Annotated in this window: 20 protein-coding genes; 4 read left to right on the top strand and 16 right to left on the bottom strand. The window is 43.3% G+C overall.

The window, feature by feature from the left end:
* Positions 1 to 20: 20 nt before the first annotated feature.
* The 7 genes from KH172YL63_RS06650 to KH172YL63_RS06620 form a co-directional block, all read right to left on the bottom strand.
* Positions 21 to 1,289, bottom strand: a complete 1,269-nt coding sequence (locus tag KH172YL63_RS06650) for a DUF4129 domain-containing protein (protein WP_173105369.1) — start codon at positions 1,287 to 1,289, stop codon at positions 21 to 23.
* A complete protein-coding gene (locus KH172YL63_RS06645; RefSeq protein WP_173105368.1) occupies positions 1,259 to 2,452 on the bottom strand; it encodes a DUF58 domain-containing protein in 1,194 nt (397 codons plus the stop codon). The genes KH172YL63_RS06650 and KH172YL63_RS06645 overlap by 31 nt, the downstream gene beginning before the upstream one ends.
* Before the next feature lie 6 nt (positions 2,453 to 2,458).
* Positions 2,459 to 3,391 carry an AAA family ATPase gene (locus tag KH172YL63_RS06640; RefSeq protein WP_173105367.1) on the bottom strand — a complete coding sequence of 311 codons (933 nt, stop codon included), beginning with the start codon at positions 3,389 to 3,391 and terminating at the stop codon, positions 2,459 to 2,461.
* Between the two features lie 376 nt (positions 3,392 to 3,767).
* Positions 3,768 to 4,511: an SDR family NAD(P)-dependent oxidoreductase gene (locus KH172YL63_RS06635; RefSeq protein ID WP_173105366.1), complete on the bottom strand. Its 744-nt coding sequence runs from the start codon at positions 4,509 to 4,511 to the stop codon at positions 3,768 to 3,770.
* A 139-nt stretch (positions 4,512 to 4,650) separates the two neighbouring features.
* Positions 4,651 to 4,830 (bottom strand): aspartyl-phosphate phosphatase Spo0E family protein, encoded by a 180-nt coding sequence (locus tag KH172YL63_RS06630; RefSeq protein ID WP_173105365.1) that lies wholly within the window; start codon positions 4,828 to 4,830, stop codon positions 4,651 to 4,653.
* A gap of 95 nt (positions 4,831 to 4,925) precedes the next feature.
* A complete protein-coding gene (locus KH172YL63_RS06625) occupies positions 4,926 to 5,516 on the bottom strand; it encodes a cell wall hydrolase (protein WP_173105364.1) in 591 nt (196 codons plus the stop codon).
* Positions 5,517 to 5,680: 164 nt separating this feature from the next.
* On the bottom strand, positions 5,681 to 5,875 hold the full coding sequence (locus KH172YL63_RS06620; RefSeq protein ID WP_173105363.1) for a hypothetical protein: 195 nt from the start codon (positions 5,873 to 5,875) through the stop codon (positions 5,681 to 5,683).
* A 165-nt stretch (positions 5,876 to 6,040) separates the two neighbouring features.
* On the opposite strand from KH172YL63_RS06620, the gene KH172YL63_RS06615 reads away from it, so the two are divergent.
* Positions 6,041 to 6,220: a YkvS family protein gene (locus KH172YL63_RS06615; protein WP_173105362.1), complete on the top strand. Its 180-nt coding sequence runs from the start codon at positions 6,041 to 6,043 to the stop codon at positions 6,218 to 6,220.
* A gap of 111 nt (positions 6,221 to 6,331) precedes the next feature.
* Positions 6,332 to 7,705, top strand: coding sequence for a DUF2254 domain-containing protein (locus KH172YL63_RS06610; protein ID WP_173105361.1), 1,374 nt, complete (start codon positions 6,332 to 6,334; stop codon positions 7,703 to 7,705).
* A gap of 115 nt (positions 7,706 to 7,820) precedes the next feature.
* Here KH172YL63_RS06610 and KH172YL63_RS21580 read toward each other — a convergent pair whose 3' ends face one another.
* The 6 genes from KH172YL63_RS21580 to KH172YL63_RS06585 form a co-directional block, all read right to left on the bottom strand.
* Positions 7,821 to 7,943, bottom strand: coding sequence for a DUF6254 family protein (locus KH172YL63_RS21580; RefSeq protein ID WP_232066138.1), 123 nt, complete (start codon positions 7,941 to 7,943; stop codon positions 7,821 to 7,823).
* A 68-nt stretch (positions 7,944 to 8,011) separates the two neighbouring features.
* Positions 8,012 to 9,043: a YkvI family membrane protein gene (locus tag KH172YL63_RS06605; RefSeq protein WP_173105360.1), complete on the bottom strand. Its 1,032-nt coding sequence runs from the start codon at positions 9,041 to 9,043 to the stop codon at positions 8,012 to 8,014.
* Between the two features lie 269 nt (positions 9,044 to 9,312).
* Positions 9,313 to 11,007, bottom strand: coding sequence for a M3 family oligoendopeptidase (locus KH172YL63_RS06600; protein WP_173105359.1), 1,695 nt, complete (start codon positions 11,005 to 11,007; stop codon positions 9,313 to 9,315).
* Between the two features lie 330 nt (positions 11,008 to 11,337).
* Complete coding sequence (locus KH172YL63_RS06595) at positions 11,338 to 11,796, bottom strand: MarR family winged helix-turn-helix transcriptional regulator (RefSeq protein WP_442858754.1); 459 nt, start codon at positions 11,794 to 11,796, stop codon at positions 11,338 to 11,340.
* A gap of 220 nt (positions 11,797 to 12,016) precedes the next feature.
* Positions 12,017 to 12,262 carry an aspartyl-phosphate phosphatase Spo0E family protein gene (locus KH172YL63_RS06590; protein ID WP_173105357.1) on the bottom strand — a complete coding sequence of 82 codons (246 nt, stop codon included), beginning with the start codon at positions 12,260 to 12,262 and terminating at the stop codon, positions 12,017 to 12,019.
* A gap of 211 nt (positions 12,263 to 12,473) precedes the next feature.
* On the bottom strand, positions 12,474 to 13,658 hold the full coding sequence (locus KH172YL63_RS06585; protein WP_173105356.1) for a pyridoxal phosphate-dependent aminotransferase: 1,185 nt from the start codon (positions 13,656 to 13,658) through the stop codon (positions 12,474 to 12,476).
* 121 nt (positions 13,659 to 13,779) lie between these two features.
* On the opposite strand from KH172YL63_RS06585, the gene KH172YL63_RS06580 reads away from it, so the two are divergent.
* Entirely contained in the window at positions 13,780 to 14,562 is a 783-nt protein-coding gene (locus tag KH172YL63_RS06580) for a carbon-nitrogen family hydrolase (protein WP_173105355.1), read from the top strand.
* A gap of 232 nt (positions 14,563 to 14,794) precedes the next feature.
* On the opposite strand, the gene KH172YL63_RS06575 is transcribed toward KH172YL63_RS06580, so the two are convergent.
* The 3 genes from KH172YL63_RS06575 to KH172YL63_RS06565 form a co-directional block, all read right to left on the bottom strand.
* Positions 14,795 to 15,400, bottom strand: coding sequence for a DUF2087 domain-containing protein (locus KH172YL63_RS06575; RefSeq protein WP_173105354.1), 606 nt, complete (start codon positions 15,398 to 15,400; stop codon positions 14,795 to 14,797).
* A 121-nt stretch (positions 15,401 to 15,521) separates the two neighbouring features.
* Positions 15,522 to 15,983, bottom strand: coding sequence for a methylated-DNA--[protein]-cysteine S-methyltransferase (locus tag KH172YL63_RS06570; protein ID WP_173105353.1), 462 nt, complete (start codon positions 15,981 to 15,983; stop codon positions 15,522 to 15,524).
* A gap of 14 nt (positions 15,984 to 15,997) precedes the next feature.
* Positions 15,998 to 18,151, bottom strand: a complete 2,154-nt coding sequence (locus KH172YL63_RS06565) for a PAS domain S-box protein (protein WP_173105352.1) — start codon at positions 18,149 to 18,151, stop codon at positions 15,998 to 16,000.
* A 167-nt stretch (positions 18,152 to 18,318) separates the two neighbouring features.
* On the opposite strand from KH172YL63_RS06565, the gene KH172YL63_RS06560 reads away from it, so the two are divergent.
* Positions 18,319 to 19,344 (top strand): acyltransferase family protein, encoded by a 1,026-nt coding sequence (locus KH172YL63_RS06560; RefSeq protein ID WP_173105351.1) that lies wholly within the window; start codon positions 18,319 to 18,321, stop codon positions 19,342 to 19,344.
* The last annotated feature ends 294 nt before the right edge of the window (positions 19,345 to 19,638 follow it).

Genomic DNA, 19,638 nt, shown 5'->3' with positions numbered 1-19,638 from the left:
ATCAGCTCATAATCGATTGACTAACTTTCCTTTTTTGCATTGAGCCCGTTGCTGATCTCCGCGATTTTGCTGATGAAATAATCCGCTTCATCTTGGTCCGGTTCTTTATTTCCGTATCTGACTGTTTCATAGAGACTGAGTAAAGCCTCTTCTTCAGGAAGTCCCAGCCTGCTGAACCAAGCCCTGATCGTTTCATTAGGTTGCCTTCCCATGCTTACATCGTCAGCTTCACGTTCAAGTTTTTTCATAGCTGTGCGGATGGCATTTGTGGCATCTGAATAAACGATGGGAGATGATACCCGATCCCTTACCCCTCCTCTAGAATGAATAGGCGAGATAATAGGTGCCAAGGGTTCCTCCCCGACCGATTCCAGCTCCACCTTTCTTTTTTTCAGCACATAAAGGATGACGGCAAGCAGGAAGAGTCCGAGCAGGATTTCTTTCAGCCAAGGAATGGAGACCGTTTCATAAAAAGCATTTTGCTGGACATTTTCTACATCGGGCTGTTTCAGCTTCCCACCGAAGCCTTCCAGAGTATCTCCCGAAATGATACTCATGAACCAGTCCCTCAAACTCACCAGCATTTGAAAAATTGGATCAACCAAAAATGAGAGGGCCCAGAATAGCTTTTCAACAAACCAATAGAAGACGGTTCTGATAAAAGGACTTGCATAGATTAGTCCCCAACCTAACACCCCCACACCGAGGACGATGAGAGCCGTCTTTCGAAGATATCTCCCCCCAGTCGCGGCTTTCTGCCTGTTCATCATTCTCTGAACTGCAGTTCCAGCTCCAATCAGTGCGATAAAGAGAAAGAGCAGGCAATAAATGACGATTCCATTCCCTGTATCTCTGATCGATCCGGTGACAAGTGAAGCAACCGATGCAGCGATGAACGCAAATACCACTCCGCTGTTCAAATCGATCTGAACCTCTTCACTTTGAAAATGAGAGAGGAGCCTCCAATGGATAAATAACAAGGCAATTAACAGGACCAGCCACGATACAGCGAATGCGTATACACCAAGGGCAAGCATCGCCAACAACATGCCGTAAAGGAGAATTGAATTCAGCTTCCCCCATTTCACGGATAGAATCATACAAAGAAACAAACATAGATAAACGAGACCAAAAAGCGGCACATATCCACTTTCGAATTCTGCCCTCCGGGAGAAAAAAGTGGCTGCAAGCAGTACAAATAATATATCCAGACCCAGGAAAAGACCAAGCTTAACAATGAATAATTGGTGATGTTTCGTTAAGAAGGAATGGGCAATGTTTGATTCCATAACGTCACGACTCCTTGCTCTTCATCTGAGTTCAATCTATAAATATCCGGTTCTTTCATCGCCATTTTTCTCAATCGTTCTTCTTCCTTTGAATTCAATACCCCAGCCACGATAAAGACCGATGGTGCAAGCTGCCTTAAATGTAAATGCTGCAACACGATATGAAAAGGGACGGTGAATTCATCTGTTGAAAGTGTCGCCAACAGTTCAAGGGCTTTTTGCTGATGCTTCCTGCCTGTCCCCGGCGGTAAGAAATAAAACGGCGTGGCCCCCAGGCTCCTCGCATTCAGTACGAGGGAAAACGTAATATTTTGCTCCACCGCTGCATGCATTAAATAAGAAACATGCTTGATGATAGACTCCAAACGGGCTGTTATCGCATAGCGATCTGAAAGGTTGATGGCGATCATCCATTCTTTCTTGATGGATGGGGCATAAATCTTCGTCTGTAAATGCCCCGTCCTGGCAGAAGCTTTCCAATGGATGTCCTGAAAACGATCGCCTGTCACATACTCCCTCGTTCCCATCGGTTGGAATACGTCGAAGAAGAGAGAATTAGGTGTCGATACGTCCCCGAATCGGTTCGAGTCCTGGTCCTGCAGGAATTTCACAGGGGACGGGGCAGGAAAGACCATCATCGCGGATGGAATCTGATCCTGCAGATCCATGATCACTTTTCCGCTGCCGAACAAATGGGGAATGATCAGCTGCACCTTTGTAAATCGACACAGTCCCCTCCGGTTTCCCTTGATCGGAATCCGTACCGATCCCTTTTTCCCCTTCATCAAGGAAAAGGGGATATACACTTCAATCATATTGCCATGATATGATTCATACGGATGGGCAGTCGGGACGACAATATCCTTGAAAGACAACTTTAAGGTAGCACCCCAAATCGGGATTCCATGATTTCCGACCTCTATTTCCCAATATCCTTCCTCATCACAATGAAGCCTGACCCGTTTTGGCAAGTTATCAACAAATACTCCCTTGCCTACCTTACCCAGATACCAATTATGAGCCCTGAAATAGAGAACACAAAGAAGAAAGAGGCCCAACCCAGCATAAGATTGATATATAAAACATACACCAGAGGCGATAATGAGGAGAATTTCACTCAATGAATTGTTCGGATCTTCCAATACCTCACGTTTCCATTCCACTTTTCTCTACCTCGTTTCAACAGGGAGACTGACCGTCTCTACGATTTGCTTCATCACTTCTTCATTTGTCTTTGTGAGAGAAGCTTCTGCTGTCAACTGTATCCGGTGCTGTAATACGTACGGAGCAACTTCTATGACATCCTGAGGTGTGACGAAATCACGGTCTTCAATATACGCCTTCCCCTGTGCAGCTTTCAGGAGTGCGAGACTCGCCCTCGGGCTTGCCCCTGTCTCGATCCACTCATGTTCCCGTGTTCCCCTCGTAATCTGAAGGATATATGCTTCAACATCTTCATCCACATGAACCTGTTTCACCTCTACTGTCATCGCCTGAATGTCACCCAGGGTAACGACCTTTTCAACCTCATTCAAAGGCTGAGAGATTTTAAATCTTTTTAGAATCATCCTTTCTTCCTCAAAGTTTGGATAAGCGAAAGGAATTTTCAATAAAAAGCGATCCAATTGTGCCGCAGGCAAAGGAAATGTTCCCTGCTGGCTCTCGATTGGGTTTTGTGTGGCCACCACGATAAAGGGAGGCTGAAGCCGGACGGTTTCCCCGTCGATTGTGATCTGCTTTTCTTCCATGACTTCCAGCAGGCTTGCCTGGGTCCTTGGAGTGGCACGGTTGATTTCATCTGCGAGCAACACGTTTGTCACAACCGGGCCAGTCCTTAACTCGAACTCCTGCGATTTGGGGTTGAAGAACTGAATGCCCGTCACATCACTCGGCAGTACATCCGGGGTAAATTGAATCCTTTTGAACTCCCCGTCTATGCACTGGGAAAAAGTTTTAGCAAGCAGGGTCTTCCCTGTTCCCGGCACACTTTCTAACAGGACGTGTCCTTCCTGAAGTAAAGCAATCAGAAGCAAATCCACTTCTTTGTCTTTCCCCACCAACACTTTGTTCATTTCTCTCTTGACCAAATTCAACCGGTTCATCCTTTTTCCCCCTCTGATTCAGTCTTCACGACGATCATTTATGTAATATTCAAATAATATTATCTAAACATTATTCTATCATAACTCTTTGTTAAAATATCCCTTATATCACGATTATGTTCCAGATGGACAACACTAGGAGCTTTCATAATAAAAAATCCGAACCCGATCCGCTGTTCCCCTTGGGAATCTCGGACCGGGTTCGGATAGAAACCCAATCATCTTTACAAATTTTTATCATACTTCCTGAACCGGCGAAATCTACCCGGCATATCCTGGTAGATATAGGGAGGGATAAGGAATGATTGCAAGTTTGGTATTTGTTTGTTTCGTCGGCATCATCAATTTAGCTCTTTTAAGAAAGGGATGATGGATATCAATGCTCGTAGATCATCTTACGCGTCATCCCGCCATCTATCACCAGATTTTCCCCGGTGATAAAATCGTTGTCAGGGTGCGCAAGAAACAGGCAGGCTCTTGCAATATCACCAGGCTTGCCAACCCTGCCTGCCGGATGCTGGGCATGGTCTTTATCCCTCAGTGATCCATAGTCGTCTGTCTGAATCCACCCTGGGCTTATCGCATTTACCCGGATACTTTCTTCTGCGAGGGTGATGGCCATGGAATGAGTTAAGCTCACAATGCCTCCCTTGGTCGCCGAATATGCTTCTGTATCCGGCTCTGACATTGACGCCCTCGTCGAAGCCAAGTTTATGATACTCCCCCCTCGCCCCTTCATCAGGGCTGCCGCTTCCCTTGAACAGTAAAAGACAGAGCTTAAGTTGGTAGAGAGGATGCTGTTCCATTCGTCGGGCTCCATCTCCCAGAATGATATGAACCTTGATACCCCTGCATTATTGATTAACACGTCCACCGAACCGTGATCTTGTTTCATCACTTTGAATACTTCCTTCACTTGCAGATGATCCCCTACATCCACCGGATGGAACCGGACTTCAAAGCCTTCACTTTTCAGCCGCCTTGCAAGCTCTTCTCCCTTTTCACCATCCATATCCATGAATTCAACGATTGCGCCTTGCTTTGCAAATTCTTCAACCAGTGACCTTCCGATTCCATTGGCGCCTCCGGTTATGCATACGATTTTATCTTTCAAATCCAACAACCTCCATTGATGTGAGTCTTAGTCCTGACTCCTTATACATTTATTAAGAATACCCTTTTCTTAACCCCCTCAATCCTTATGTACAAATAGAAAGGGATTAACCTGGAGGGTTTGATCCCGAGGTTAATCCCTGCATTTATTCAGCTATATTTTTTGGAATATGTTTTTCATATACATGTTGCTGATGAAGATTGATCAAGGCATCCAGCTCTTTGCTTAGCTGAATGGTAGCCGGACTGTCCAACCCAAACCGAATACCCGACTGGATCATTTTCAATCGTACCATCTCGATTTGAGTCACTAGTGTGCCAATCATCAACATCACCTCTTATTCTTTACTCTATTTTACTATTAATTCCACTCTCAGAAAAGAAAAAAGTAGCGGAAATGATAGGTTCTTTCATACAAAAATCATCTCGCAAACCGGTGATTCCCTATTTCAAGCAATGTCACCCTGCCGGTGATCCAGTCACTGGTAGAAGTAACCGGATTATAGAAATAAAGTGAACCCTGTCCCTGCCCCCTAAAGGCAATTGCCTCCTGAACGGCTTCTCTTGCTTCTTTTGATGGAGAGTTGTTGATTTCTCCGTTCTTGACCGGTGAAAACGCGTAGTGATCATGGGAAATCTCATAAATGACATCTCGTACAGAATCAGGGAAACGATCCGAATCGACTCTGTTCAATACGACTGTCGCAACGGCTACCTTTCCTGCATAGGGTTCCCCTTTTGCTTCTGCGTGAACAAGTCTTGCGAGTAATTCACGGTCACCCGCTGATACTTCATTTTCAGGGATGTTCAAAGATTGACCTGGGTGGATGTGATCTGATTGTATGTCATTTATATTTTTTAATGTATTGACCGAAACAGAATGCTCCTTGCTGATGTTCCAAAGGGAATCCCCTTTTTCTACGGCGTACATTCCTTTTGCTCCAATTGTTTCTGTAGAGAATGCAATCAGAATAAGAACAGCGATCCCTGCAAAAAAGTTCTTCTTCCTCATATTTCTGCCTCCTTACTATGGTTTCCACAATAAGATAACAATGAAAAAGAGGAATTTCAGCAGGTAATGGTTACCACTCTGTTCTCCTCTGAGACTATACCGGGCATCCACTTCATATATTGGAAAGACAATGAAAAAAGCAGGGGAAGACTCCCCCGCCCTTGCTAGCTTCTCGGTGTATCTAAATATTGAAAGAGGATATTCCCGCCTTGTTGGGCGATCCCCCTGAACTGTTTGAAGTCTTCTTGTTTCACCAGCACCGAGCGAAAAGCCAGGAAATCATTTTTCATCACCTTGATCTCCCCTACCTCCCTTGTTCTCAGAGATTGCAACTGTTCAAGGATTTCATGTTCGTTCATTTCCATCCCTCCATTCTCACTAGTCCTATTGTAGTTTCTCTTGCGTGGAAAGCTCAAGATATATTTTTTTGATGAAATCTTTCGAAAACTCTTTACCTTTTGTTTACTTTACGGCAAAATATGAGTAATTGTTTGTAGAATTTTGGCAAAAAGGAGCGACATCTCATGAAAAAAGCAGAAATCGGTGACCTGATCACATTCAGAAATGGCTTAAAAGGGCTGGTAGAAAAAGTGAATGAAAATTCGGTCATAGTAGACTTAACGGTCATGGAAAATTTCCGGGATCTCGAACTGGAAGAAAAAACGGTGGTTAATCATAAAAATTATAAAATCATAAAAAAATGACGCAAAAAGAGCGGGGATATACCCGCTCTTTTTACTGGGCCTGCCAAGGAGGTTTACAGAAAGGGCTTTGGGGATATTCTTATAGCATACTGACCTAAAGGTGGATCCATCATGAACATGAATATACATATCATTAAAAAAGCCAGCAAAAGCTTCTGGTTCGTCCCATTTGTATACTCCCTCATCGCTTTACTGTTGTCCCTTCTCACCTTCTTCTTCGATTGGTGGCTGAGTCAGCATGACTACCCTATATTTCCTAAAGTCCTTTTTTCTAATTTTAATCTCTCGATGACAATCATCAGTACAATCGCCTCATCGATCATGACCATGACGACGATCACATTCTCTACCATCATGGTCGTACTGACGACATTCCTGTCCCAATATTCTCCAAGGACCCTGCAGAACTTTATCAACGACAAGCCGACTCAGCGGGTGCTCGCCATTTTTGTAGCAGGCGTGGTTTATTGCATTACCCTTTTGGTGCTCCTTCAGGATGAATCAGGGCAGCAATTATATATATCCTCTGCATTTGCAGGCTTGGTGGCGGTCATTTGTTTATTTGTTTTCGTATATTTCGTCCATCATGTATCTAACTGGGTGAAGGTCAGCAACTTGATCCATAATATTACGATCAAAACGAATCATAAAATTGATGACAGTTACCTCTTTCGAAGAAACGTAATAAGTACAGAGCCTCCGAATTTTTCTCAATCTTATTTTGAAAACACGGAACCTCATTACGTGTGCAGTAAAAAGGCTGGTTACCTGCAGCAAATTGACATTGAGGGGATGAGCAGGAAAGCGGAAAAAGAAAATGTCATCATCCGGATGGTAAAAAAACCGGGCGAATACTTACTGGATGAGACGCCGGTGATGACGATCTGGACATTGGAGGGAGATATTTCCGGAGAGGACTACCTGGAATTCCTTGTGATTGGTCCTGATAAGGAGCCGATTGAAGATATTGAACTTGGGATCCGTAAACTTGTGGAAATCGCTTTAAGAGCCATCTCTCCAGCCATCAATGATCCAAACACCGCCAAGAACTGCATAGAAGAAATCGGGATCATCCTCTCAAAACTCGCAAAGCATAAGCTGCCAAGCTCATATTTGACAGATAAAGAAAACAACGTCCGGATTATATTGGAGCAGCCGACATTCGTCGATTATTTATACAACAGCTTTTATCAGCTGAGGCATTATGGAAAGCAGGACATTTCCATCATTATCGAAATTCTCCGTTCACTCCGTATGATTGGGGAGAACAACCAGGAAGAAACGAAAAATATCGTCTGGACCTTCAAAAATTACATCCTTGAGGGGATCGACTATGAAAGCCTCCAAAATCTTGATATGCAATATATCATGAGGCATCTCGATGAACTCGCTTGTGCATGCGAAAAGCCCGATTGGGACAAGGATGAAATTCGGAACTCGTACTTCCCTGAGAGATACAGGACACCGGATTCTTTCCCCCACTAATATCCACATAAACATTGAAAAGTGTTTTAAAAAATAATCCGAATGCATCCGATTTATTCCTAAGTAATCGATGCGTTCGGATTATTTTTGCTGATGGGGATCCATGTCTACCCGACTAAGATTTATTTGATCCCTTTTCTTCTGTAAGCTCTTTGAAAGAAGCAACCTTCCCGTGAGGGTGCTGTTCTTCTTTTCTTACATTCCACTTTCTTTCTTTTTCATGTTTGGATTGGGTCAAATTCCTCACTCCTTCTTTAAAATTGATTCTTTATTAACTTGGACTATTGGCATCTTTTTTACTCAGACTTATTTATCCGGTTTCATCCACAGTAAAATGATAAAAAGCAGGCTCATATAGCCAAATAAAGGGTACAGATACGAAAGTAACTCACTGTATTCAAAGAAGCTCAAGGAATAGATCACGAGGAAAATACCGCAAAAAGTGAAGAATGATGACCCCTTCCAATAATTCCCGAGCTGCTTTTCGAGGCCGAATACACCGCCGATGACCGAGGTGAAAATTTCTCCGTAAATGATCAGGATATAGACGAAATAAAATCCTGACACAAAAGACTTCATCACAATGGCCATCGGTATCTGATACGACGTCACATCCGGTACCGTGACGAGGGTCATGTGACTCGAGATCAGGATGAGCGTCAGAAAGAATCCACCGAGGTAGCCTCCGTATTTAATGACTTCCCTATCTTTTATTTCTCCTGCCACAGGCACGAGCACCGCCTGCGCCATCGCCAGATTAAAAGCGACATAAGAAAATGGCGCCACAACAGATTTCCAACCGTCATCGGCATGGGGAATCATCATGAAAGACTCCAGGAAGTCGGCATGGCTCACAGAATAGATCATCAGTGACAGGTTAAAGATAATCATCAGCGGAACGACAAATGTATTCACGGCAAACAAGCCTTTGATCCCGACCATCATGGTGATGAATCCCAACCCGATGGTCAACATGACCCCCACCTGTTTCGGTAAGAGCAGCTGCTCTTCGAATACTGCCCCCGCACCAGACAACATAACCGCCGATACCCCGATCAACATAATCATCATGACTATGTTCATGACCCGTGCAAACCACTTCCCAAATAAGTATTCATTAAATTCTTCAAAAGACTGGGCTTTAATATCGTGAGATTTCAGCATGATTTTCGTGCCCATCGTAATAAATAAATATCCGCTTAATAAAATCCCGATAAAACCCACAAAGCCAAAACGGGTGAAAAATTCTACTATCTCCCTGCCCGTTGCAAAACCCGCTCCGATCACGGTTCCTACATACACTGCTGCTATTTGAAAAGATCCGGCTAATTTTTTCACTGTATCACCTCTGCCACCTTCTACTTCACCATATGTACAAGCTGAGGAAAACAGAAGCAAAAGTGAATATTTCTTATCCGGTTTGCCTTTAAATCATGTGAAGGACAACATTTCCTGCACCTCAGCATGGTGTGGGCCATAACCAGGACACTTAGCCCAATATGTGCTGATTATTTCTTCGAATTAAAAAATCCGAACGCATTCTATTTTCGAATGATCGTTCGGATTTCGTATGGATTTAAAACGTATTTTTTTGTGCCTTTTAAGGTTTATAGCGATTTATCGTCTATTCCATCGAGCCACTGGCGGATCGGTTGGATTACCTTCTCTACGGTACCTTCCGTGAAAGGAGAATCCAAATGCGCCGCTTCCACAAGCGCAGTGAATGACATGCTGCCTCCCAATTTACAAAGGGATACATAATCACCCCATGCTTCTTCACGGTCTTCATTCATTTTCTTCCAGAACTGAAAGGCGCAAATCTGAGCCAGCGTGTAATCGATATAATAGAATGGAGAATTATATATATGGGACTGTCGCTGCCAGAACCCGCCATTCTCGAGGTAAGACACATGGTCATAATCTTTATGTGGCAGATAGACTTTCTCAAGGTTCCTCCATGCTTCATTACGCTCAGCCGGCGTCGCTTCAGGATTTTCGTACACAAAATGCTGGAATTCATCTACCGCAACCCCGTATGGCAGGAACTGAAGGGCCTCACTGAGGTGGGAGAATTGATATTTATCACGATCTTCCTTAAAGAAGTATTCCATCCACGGCCATGTGAAGAACTCCATGCTCATGGAATGGATTTCACATGCTTCGTACGTCGGCCAAATATACTCAGGAATATCAAATCCCCTGCTCGAGTATACCTGGAATGCGTGTCCCGCTTCATGGGTCAACACATCGATATCCCCTGATGTGCCATTGAAGTTTGAAAAGATGTATGGAGAGGCGTGGTCCGCTATATATGTACAATAACCGCCTCCTGCTTTTCCTTTCTTCGCTTCAAGGTCCATGAGATGATGATCAATCATAAACTCAAAGAATTCCTTTGTTTCAGGTGATAACTCCTCATACATCTTCTTTCCGTTGTCAATGATCCACTGGGGCGTCCCTTTCGGGGTGGCATTTCCGGAAGTGAATTTGAATGACTCGTCATAGAACTTCATGGAATCAATGCCAATCCGGTTTCCTTGTCTTTCTTTTAATTCCGTTGCCAGCGGGACGATATGCTCTTTCACCTGATCACGGAATACTTTGACCATTTCTGGTGTATAATCTGTCCTGGTCATCCTGTAATAGCCCAATTCCACGAAATTTTTGTACCCGAGCGTGGTCGCTATCTCATGGCGAAGCTTCACCAATTCATCAAATAAGCGATCTAATTCCTCTTGGTTTTCTTCGAAAAATGATACAGTCGCGTGAGCAGCCTGCTTCCTTGTCTCCCTGTTTACCGATTGAGCGAAGGGGCCCATCTGGGCAAGGGTTCGCTCTTCTCCTTCAAACGGGATTTTCGCCGATGCCAATAGTTTTGTATATTGAGATGACAGCTTATTCTCTTTTTGCAGAAGCGGCACGATTTCAGGTGAAAACGTCTTGATTTCACTTTCTGCCAAAGAAAATAATTGTTTCCCCCACTTACTCTCCAACTCTCCGCGAAAACGTGAATTCACAAGCTCCTGATAATATTGTGTAACAAGCCCGTGTACTTCAGGCATCATATCATCAATATATTCCTGTTCATTTTTGTAGAAATCATCGTTTGTATCGATGGAATGTCTGATATAACAAATATTTTGCATCGTGTCGATATGCATCCGGATGACGTTGATTTCTTTCATTGCTTCTATTTGTTCTTCTGCATTTGCTGCAGCTTTGAATTTTTCCAGCTCCTTCATGAAAGCTGGTTGAATGTCTTCCAAATTCGGGCGTTCATATGTAAATTCTTCAAATTTCATAGATATATCCTCCTTCTTTTCCCGTCCGATTATAGTAATTCGACCAGAGGGATGGTTTTTCCTGTTTTATTGACCAAGATATATGGCTTTCAGTTGAACACAGGCGCTTGGTACTAAAAGCACCAACCTCTATAAAGTACAATTCATTTTGGTAGGCTGTTTGCGTAAACATTGTGGCTTATAAATTAGCGAGATGCTGTTGATTTCCTTGCAACAGCTGGATCCTGCTAAATATATCTATATAGGGGTAGAACAAAAAAATCCGAACGAAGTAGATTTTTAACTTCGCTCGGATTTTTGCTCGGCCAGGACTCTTCCTCCGACCATATTCTAGTAAGACAGATCTTTGATCGACAGGCCAAGCTTCTTTAACATGTGAATCGTTTCTTCTTTTTCTTCCGCTGAAAGGGCAGACATTAATTCATGTATGCGCTTTTCATGGTTGGGGAAGATGTCATCGATAAGTTCCCTGCCGTTTTCAGTGATTTGTGCATATGTGACCCGACGGTCTTTAGGGCATGCATTGCGTTTGAGATAACCTTTTTTCTCCAGTTTATCCACTACATATGTGATACTTCCCGATGCAAGGAGGATCTTACCGCCTATCTGTTGCAAAGGTTGGTCTCCCTTATGATAAAGTAGCTCCAGGACAGCAAATTCTGTCGGGTTCAACCCATTTTCCTGGATGTTTTTGTTGATTTCTTCGTTTAAGGCTTTAAACGCTCTCGAAAGTACAATGAAAAGCTTTAAAGACTGTTTTGATTCTTGTGAGGTGCTCATATCCTTCATTCCTTTGAAAATATCTCAGCTTCAAAATATTATACAATTTATACGCTCCCTTGTCAATATTCTCCTAAATCACCAAAAGGAAAGGCCGGTGCGAAAATGAACGCACCGGCCTTTCCTTATTGAAATGACGAATGATAGTTTGAGCATATTGGTTGTGGAAATGAAGGAAGTTGTTACTCTCTGGTATTTTCTTTTTAGGTGGGGAAGTCTTGATGAGAAGTCACGAAGCAGTTCTTTTCAACAAACTTTTGATGTACTGACCAAATTCATAGGATGTGTCAGGCCGGGTGAAGGATACAACGTTGCTTGTGCACTTATCATACTCGTTCAGCAGCTTGTCCAATGCTTGGCTGCATTTGATCGTCTCATCGGCACACAATCCGATGCTCTCCCCCAAAGTAATCATTTCTGAACGTTTTTGGTTGATTCTCATTAGTAACCATTTCTTTTTTAATAGACGACCCATTTCTGATAAACTCCTTTTTTTAATTCCTCGTGCTTATAAGGTAATTTCGTTACTTGAAAAGTATCGCAATTATTATCTGAAAAGTAAATAGATTCGCAAAACTAGACAAAATAAGCAGTAATGTTTCTATATTAGACATTTTTCGCAGAAGTCACATGAAAAATCGAAAAAACACCCCATCTTTCTAAGAAGTGGGGTGGTCGAAATCCTATCAAGTTATGCGGCTGAATAAACCTAAACGATCGATACGAGAAATGGCTTCTTTAAGCCGGTCGACCGTAGTCAACAATCCGACACGTACGAATCCTTCACCACATTCTCCAAAACCTACACCCGGTGCAACAGCCACATTGACTTCCTCCAGCAAATAATCGGCAAATTTCTCGGAGGTAAATCCTTCGGGCACCTTCAGCCATGCAAAGAAAGAACCTCGTGGTGCGGTCACTTCCCAACCGATTTCCTTCAGCCCTTCGATCAACACCTGTCTTCTCTCTTCATATGTAGAAACGAGCCCGGCCACACAGTCCTGAGAGCTCATCAGCGCTGTTGCTGCCGCTTCCTGGACTGCCCCGAACAAGCTCACATAGAGATGGTCCTGCATCACGTTTATCGCTTCTATGACACTTTGATTACCGACCGCGAATCCCACTCTCCAACCGGCCATATTATACGTTTTGGATAATGTATAAATTTCAATGCCGACATCCTTTGCCCCTTCTGTCTGGAGAAAACTTACCGGCTTATGTCCATCGAATCCAATTGCACCATAGGCAAAATCATGCACCACACAAATGTCATTTTCCTTTGCAAGGGCAACCGTTTCTTCAAAAAATCCTTTTGTTGCAACCGCTCCTGTCGGGTTATTCGGATAATTAAGGAACATCAGCTTTGCGTTTTCAAGATCTTCCTTGGTTTGTGCCCCATAATCCGGAAGAAATCCATTGCTCTCAGAGAGCGGCATCTTGATCAACCTTGCTTCTGCCAATGCCACTCCAGACAGATAGTCCGGATACCCAGGATCCGGCACCATCACCCCGTCCCCCGGATTCAACAAACACTGGGGAATCTCAACCAGTCCCGCCTTCCCGCCGAACAATACCGCTACCTCTGTTTCAGGGTCGACCTCCACATCATATTCTCTAAGGTAAAAGGCGGAAGCCGCCTCTTTGAATGAAGACAATCCCCTAAAGGGAGGATATTTGTGATTGGCCGGTGAAGCGGCCGCTTCTGCCACTTTCTCTACAATATGAGGCGGGGTCGGCTGATCGGGATTCCCCTGCCCGAGATTGATGACATCGTTTCCTTTTTCAATCGCATCATTCACTTTCTTTGCAAGCGATGCAAAAAACTGTTGTGGCAATAAATCGATTCGTTTGGCTTTAGGAAAGGTCTTCATAACTTCACCTCTGTGTTTTTTGAAAATTAAATACTTTCAAATTCTAGTCACAAATGATATAACGGATACGAAAGAATGTAAAGCAAAAATTTTCAACAGCCTATACTGAGGGGATGGAAAAATGATCCGAAAAATCGGTCTTGTACAAATGGATATTGTATTCGGCGATCCTGAAAGCAACAAAAAAAGAGCTGCGGAAATGATAAAAGAAGCAAGTGACCAAGGCTGCGACACAGTGGTTTTACCTGAAATGTGGACGACCGGGTACGACCTTTCGCGTTTAGGTGATCTTGCTGACGAATCTGCCGAGGAAGCCACCGACTTCTTATCTTCTTTATCCAAGAAATATTCGATCCATATGATCGGTGGCTCTGTCCCAACCAAAACAGAAAAAGGGATTACCAATACGCTGCTGGTTACAAATGCCGAAGGAGATGCAGTGAAAAAATATTCGAAACTTCATTTATTCAAGTTAATGGACGAACATCACTACCTTCTCCCGGGCTCAGAAATGGGCATGTTCTCCCTTCAAGGAGAATCGATGGCAGGATTGATTTGTTATGACATCCGTTTCCCCGAATGGTTCAGGAAACATGTCCTCTCTGGCGCCAAAGTAGTCTTTGTGGTGGCAGAGTGGCCTGCTGCACGGATCGACCACTGGAAAACACTGTTGAAGGCAAGGGCAATTGAAAATCAATGCTTTGTGGTTGCATGCAACAGAGTGGGCAGAGATCCAAACAACGAATTTGGCGGGTGCTCATTGGTCATCGGTCCTTGGGGAGATATCATCTCGGAAGGATCGTCCTCTGAGGAACTGGTCACTGCTGAAATCAACTTGGAAGAAGTAGACAGCGTACGCAGAAGAATTCCTATTTTTGATGACCGGAGACCGGAATTCTATTAAGAGGTTGTTGATCGGATGTACGTTCCAATCTTGCAGGGGTTTATATATGGTTTCCCTGTGAAATGTGGGGGAAAATTGAGCAGGGGGACATAACTATGCCCCCCTGCTCAAAGCACGGACCAGATGGAGCCTGCTAGATATATAATAAAATCTTTCATGACAAAAAATCCGAGCGGAATTGATTTTTTGGCGGGTACTCATTTCGGCCTGCCTCATCATATCGATTGGAGGTTCACCCTTCCTCAGCTACATATAATTTACTCGATGCCCACATCTCCTTTGGGTTCACTTCATAAATCCCATTTTCCCGGTACATAAACTGATGAATGATGAACTCTCTCCTGAGTGTGGCAAAGTCATCGTGAAACTGCTTGATGTATTCGTTCACTTCTTTTTCCGGATACTTTTCGCCGACTTTCAGACCTTCTACCATATGTTCCAACAGAAATAATTTCTTTTTTTGTTGAGAAGGAATATTCTTGAGGCGACCATTTTTCTCAAGGAAATTATTCATGACTTTCTGTTTTTCTTTTAAGACCTTATCAGACACTGGGACATCCCCTTTCCCTTCTTGGGCAAATTGTTGAAGTACGCTCCCGTGATGAGCCAATACCTTTTTGTTCAGGTGATAATACACCGTGTTCTTCTCTTTTCTTGAGAATACGAGATTGCACTCCTTCATTTTTGTGAGGTGGTGGGAAATTGTCGGTGCCGACAATCCGAGCTTCCCTGCAATCGCCCCCACATGCAAACATTCTTCCTGCAGTAAATACACGATTTTAATCCTGGTGGGATCTCCCATCACTTTATGAAAAGCCACCTGCTTGCTTAATTGCAATTCAACACCCCCCTACTTCGACAATCATCTAATTAGATGATAATCTAATTAGATAGAGAAATCAATAAATTTCTTCACCACAATGAAAAAAACAGGCATCACATGAATGCCTGTTTTCCTCTCATTGCTCCAGCTGCAATAATGTCTCTTTCTTATCCACTTGTTTTCCTGCATAGCCGGTAAGGGTTTTATTTTTCCCAATGACGCGGTGACAGGGAATGATGACAGGGAAGCGATTGACTTTATTCGCCTGTCCGACTGCCCGTACAGCTTTCGGTCTTTGTATGGACTCGGCCAGCTGTTGATACGACCGGGTCTCACCGTAGGGGATTGCCTGCAGGGCTTTCCACACTTCCTGCTGAAATGCGGTTCCTTCGATTTTCAAAGGCAGGTCGAATGCCTTTCTTTCTCTGTTAAAAAACTGCCGGATTTGCTCACTTGCATGTTTCAGCACCACATTGTCCGATTCTGTCTCAGGATGTTCTGCTTCCTCTACAAAATGAACCGAGATGAGGTGGCTTTCGTCCGCAGTGAGCTTTAACGGGCCAATAGGGCTTTTTATCACAATCGATTGTGTTGACATCATATCTGCCTCCTTTATGATTTTGGAAGAAAGATGTGGAAAGTGGTTCCTTTTCCTACTTTGCTCTCAACGTCCACGTGCCCTTTATGTTCTTTAATAATTTTAAAGCTCACCATGAGACCAAGTCCAGTCCCCCGCTCCTTTGTCGTGTAAAATGGTTCTCCTAATTTTTTTATTTTATCCTTCGAGATCCCGCTTCCTTCGTCTTTGATTTCAATGTGGATCTTCCCTGCCCCCGTCTCGGAAATGGAGATTGAGATAAACCCTCCGTCGGTCATGACTTCAATCGCGTTTTTTATAATATTGATGAACACCTGTTTAAGCTGATTCGGTTCTGCGATGATCGGGGACAGATTTTCTTCATATCTCTCCCTGAATTGGACGTTATGCATCACAGCCTGGGCATTCAACAGTTCAGTCGTATCTTTCATGATTTTGATTAAATTTGTTTCCTGATATTGTATCGCCTGGGGTTTAGCCAGGACGAGGAATTCGGTAATGATCGATTCAATCCTCTGCAGTTCTGAAGTGATCACATTGAAGTACATTTCATGTTCATTGCCGACACTGTTTTCGAGGAGCTGGATAAATCCTTTGAGGGCAGTCATCGGGTTCCTGATTTCATGTGCGATCCCGGCTGCGAGCTCGCCGACGACACTCAGCGTATCCGACTTCCTCAGTTGCTCCTGCATCTCCACGCGGTCCGTGATGTCACGGATTATGGTAAGATTCAGGTTCGAAAGCAGATTATACTTAGAGGACAGCTCTACATATTGAACCCTTTCACCGTGGTATGTGAAGGTTTTTTGAAATGTTGCCTGCCCGTTTTCTTTTAACTGCTGTAAATACTCTTCATAGGATTCTTCCTTTGGTTCGATATTCAATATTTCACGTACATCTTTACCGATGAGCTGATCTTTTTCAATGTTGATGATTTTGCTCACTTCTGGATTGGCATCAACGACCACATCATGATGGTTGGTTAACAGAAGACCATCGAGCGACCCTTCGAAAATCTTCCGGAAACGCTCCTCACTCTCCCGGAGCTCCTTTTCCATCTGATAACGTTCACTTACATTTCTGAAAATCGTCATATTGTAGCCATCGACGGAATGGAGCTTCGAAGTGAATTCAAGATGCTTCAACTGATTGTTCGGCATCAGGAATAATACTTCATCACGCACTGCCCCGCACTTGTACAATTGTTCCATGACCATCTCAAACTTATGGCTTTCCAACGGATAAACAAAATCACTGATTTTTTTTGAAAGAAGGTCCGCCAGGGTGCATTCGAATATTTTCAGTGCGGAAGAATTCGCCTTCAACACCCTTCCATCCTGATCCCACAGGACGATGGCGTCGATCGCCTCCTCGAATAACCCCTTGAATAATTCTTCATTGCGCTTCAACTGGATCTCCATCTGCCTCTTTTCTGTCACATCCCTTAAAATCGCCATATGAAGTTTATGGTGTACATAGGGGCTCGTCGTAAATTCGACGATTGAGATACTTGAGGATTTCTTTATCGGGATTTCCCCCCGGGCCTTTTTATTATCAGAAATCAATTCCTTGATTTTATCTATTTTATAGTGGGCGTTTTCCGGTACGAAGGAGCTGATATTACGTTTGGTGATTTCCTCTTTACTCAGTCCGACCTGCATGCTGAAAGCTTGGTTGACGTCGTTGATATTTCCTTCGATGTCGAAAAGCACGATGCCTTCAGAGGCATTTTGAAAGATATTGGAAAGGAGGTGTACGTTCATGTGGTCTTTCCTTTCTTTTTCTTTCAGGTCAGTTACATCTTTGAAATATAAATAGGCGTTGGGAGAATGGGTCGATTTTTTGAGTAGAAGCTCTACATGAAGGATTTGCTTGTCATCAACCGTCATCAATGTCTCATCTTCAAGTGTTTTGCCCGTTGCCATCACCTCTTTATAATGGGCGACAATCGGGGCAGGTACTGAGGTGAAATAGCTGCTGAACCCCATTCCTTCCATACTTGCAAGATCTGTCTTCAACGTTTCGCAGGCGTCCGGATTCGCATACGCCACCCTCATATCCTGATCGATCACAAGCATCGCCATTGGCGATGCTAGGCAGATTTCCCTATCTATAGGATGACATTGTTCCTGATCCCGGTCTTTTTGTAATTTACTACTGTTAGTCATTTCTTCATCCCCTTCAATTTTAAAAGACGACTTATGGCTCAACATTTACAGAACTCGCATAGCTAACCATCCTTTTGGTGATAATTAACAGTGAAATCGTGTTTTGCTCACTGTATCCTAGGGTAAGAATGAATTAGGATTAAACTATTCTAAAAGATGGTGAACTTATGAAACAGCGTGATTATTACTTCGACAATGCCAAATTCATTTTAATTTTCCTTGTGGTATTTGGACATATCATCCGATCCTATATCGAGAGTGATCCCTTTATCCTCTCGCTGTATAAAACGATCTACACATTCCATATGCCGGCATTCATACTGGTAGCCGGATTTTTTGCTAAAGGATTTTACAAAAAGGGATATATCCAGAAGCTGGCTAAGAAACTCATACTCCCGTACCTGGTATTTCAACTGATCTATACGGTGTATTATTACTTTCTGTATCAGAAATCTACATTTGAAGTCGACCCGTTGAATCCCCATTGGTCATTATGGTTCTTGATCAGCTTATTCTGCTGGAATGCACTTTTGTATGCTTTCATCAAGTGGGGGAAGTTCAAACCGGTCACAGGCTTGACCGTGGCATTTACCATAGGCTTACTCGTAGGCTTCGTGGATGTGATCTCAAATTATTTAAGTCTGTCCAGGACATTTGTGTTCTTTCCGTTATTCCTGATGGGATACTATATGGAAAAGGAGCACTTTGAATATTTCAAAACGTACAAAGCCCGCATTGTAGCCGGTACATTATTTGTCATCGTGTTTTTAGGGATGTATTTTATCCCGGAGTTCTCTGACAAATGGCTGCTCGGCTCCAAGCCTTACGGAGACTTTGAAGTGAACAGCATGATCAGCATGGGTGTCAGGGCTGCAGTTTATCTCCTGAATGTCTTGATGATCTTCAGCTTCTTTACGTTTGTGCCTTCTAAAAGGCAGTTCTTCACTAAATGGGGCAAAAACACTTTGTATGTGTACTTGATGCACGGTTTCATCATCCGGCTCTTCCGGGAAAGCCATCTAAAGGATACGATCGATCCCACTACAAGCTTATTGACTTTGCTTGGTGTATCCTTCGCTCTTACGATGATTTTCTCGACATCACTGTTCACAAGTATCACGCAACCGATTATTGAATTCAAGTCGACAAGGTTACAGAAATTCCTATCGAAAAGGGAAATGAAGACAAGATAAATCTCACTAGAAAGGGCTGACCCGTCTTACTGTCGGGTCAGTCCCTTTTCATGAGTACTATTCGATTATTGGTTGATGAGATGACTGCAGAAGCATAGGCAATGGTACGAGATATTTACTTATTAATATTCGTAACTTTTCTTCGAATTCCTTCAAAACCTTCCAAGAAATTTAAATTCATTGCAGAACAAATATTGAGGTTTCCTTCCCGCTTAGATAAAATGATAGTCAGGACAAATCCTAAAGTTGTACGAACAACCAATACGGTGATAACCATCCGATTGATGAAACCTC

It is taken from the genome of Bacillus sp. KH172YL63, from assembly GCF_011398925.1.
Lineage (GTDB): Bacteria > Bacillota > Bacilli > Bacillales > Bacillaceae_B > Rossellomorea.
Note: the sequence above shows the minus strand (reverse complement) of the source record. Positions and strands in the feature narration are given on the sequence as shown.

Coding starts and splice junctions, on each gene's coding strand:
- KH172YL63_RS06585 (WP_173105356.1), bottom strand. CDS start 13,658: ATGAAGACCTTTCCTAAAGCCAAACGAATCGATTTATTGCCACAACAG.
- KH172YL63_RS06590 (WP_173105357.1), bottom strand. CDS start 12,262: ATGGGTCGTCTATTAAAAAAGAAATGGTTACTAATGAGAATCAACCAA.
- KH172YL63_RS06580 (WP_173105355.1), top strand. CDS start 13,780: ATGATCCGAAAAATCGGTCTTGTACAAATGGATATTGTATTCGGCGAT.
- KH172YL63_RS06640 (WP_173105367.1), bottom strand. CDS start 3,391: ATGAACCGGTTGAATTTGGTCAAGAGAGAAATGAACAAAGTGTTGGTG.
- KH172YL63_RS06565 (WP_173105352.1), bottom strand. CDS start 18,151: ATGACTAACAGTAGTAAATTACAAAAAGACCGGGATCAGGAACAATGT.
- KH172YL63_RS06650 (WP_173105369.1), bottom strand. CDS start 1,289: ATGGAATCAAACATTGCCCATTCCTTCTTAACGAAACATCACCAATTA.
- KH172YL63_RS06630 (WP_173105365.1), bottom strand. CDS start 4,830: ATGATTGGCACACTAGTGACTCAAATCGAGATGGTACGATTGAAAATG.
- KH172YL63_RS06595 (WP_442858754.1), bottom strand. CDS start 11,796: ATGAAGGATATGAGCACCTCACAAGAATCAAAACAGTCTTTAAAGCTT.
- KH172YL63_RS06620 (WP_173105363.1), bottom strand. CDS start 5,875: ATGAACGAACATGAAATCCTTGAACAGTTGCAATCTCTGAGAACAAGG.
- KH172YL63_RS06615 (WP_173105362.1), top strand. CDS start 6,041: ATGAAAAAAGCAGAAATCGGTGACCTGATCACATTCAGAAATGGCTTA.
- KH172YL63_RS06560 (WP_173105351.1), top strand. CDS start 18,319: ATGAAACAGCGTGATTATTACTTCGACAATGCCAAATTCATTTTAATT.
- KH172YL63_RS06610 (WP_173105361.1), top strand. CDS start 6,332: ATGAACATGAATATACATATCATTAAAAAAGCCAGCAAAAGCTTCTGG.
- KH172YL63_RS06625 (WP_173105364.1), bottom strand. CDS start 5,516: ATGAGGAAGAAGAACTTTTTTGCAGGGATCGCTGTTCTTATTCTGATT.
- KH172YL63_RS06570 (WP_173105353.1), bottom strand. CDS start 15,983: ATGTCAACACAATCGATTGTGATAAAAAGCCCTATTGGCCCGTTAAAG.
- KH172YL63_RS06600 (WP_173105359.1), bottom strand. CDS start 11,007: ATGAAATTTGAAGAATTTACATATGAACGCCCGAATTTGGAAGACATT.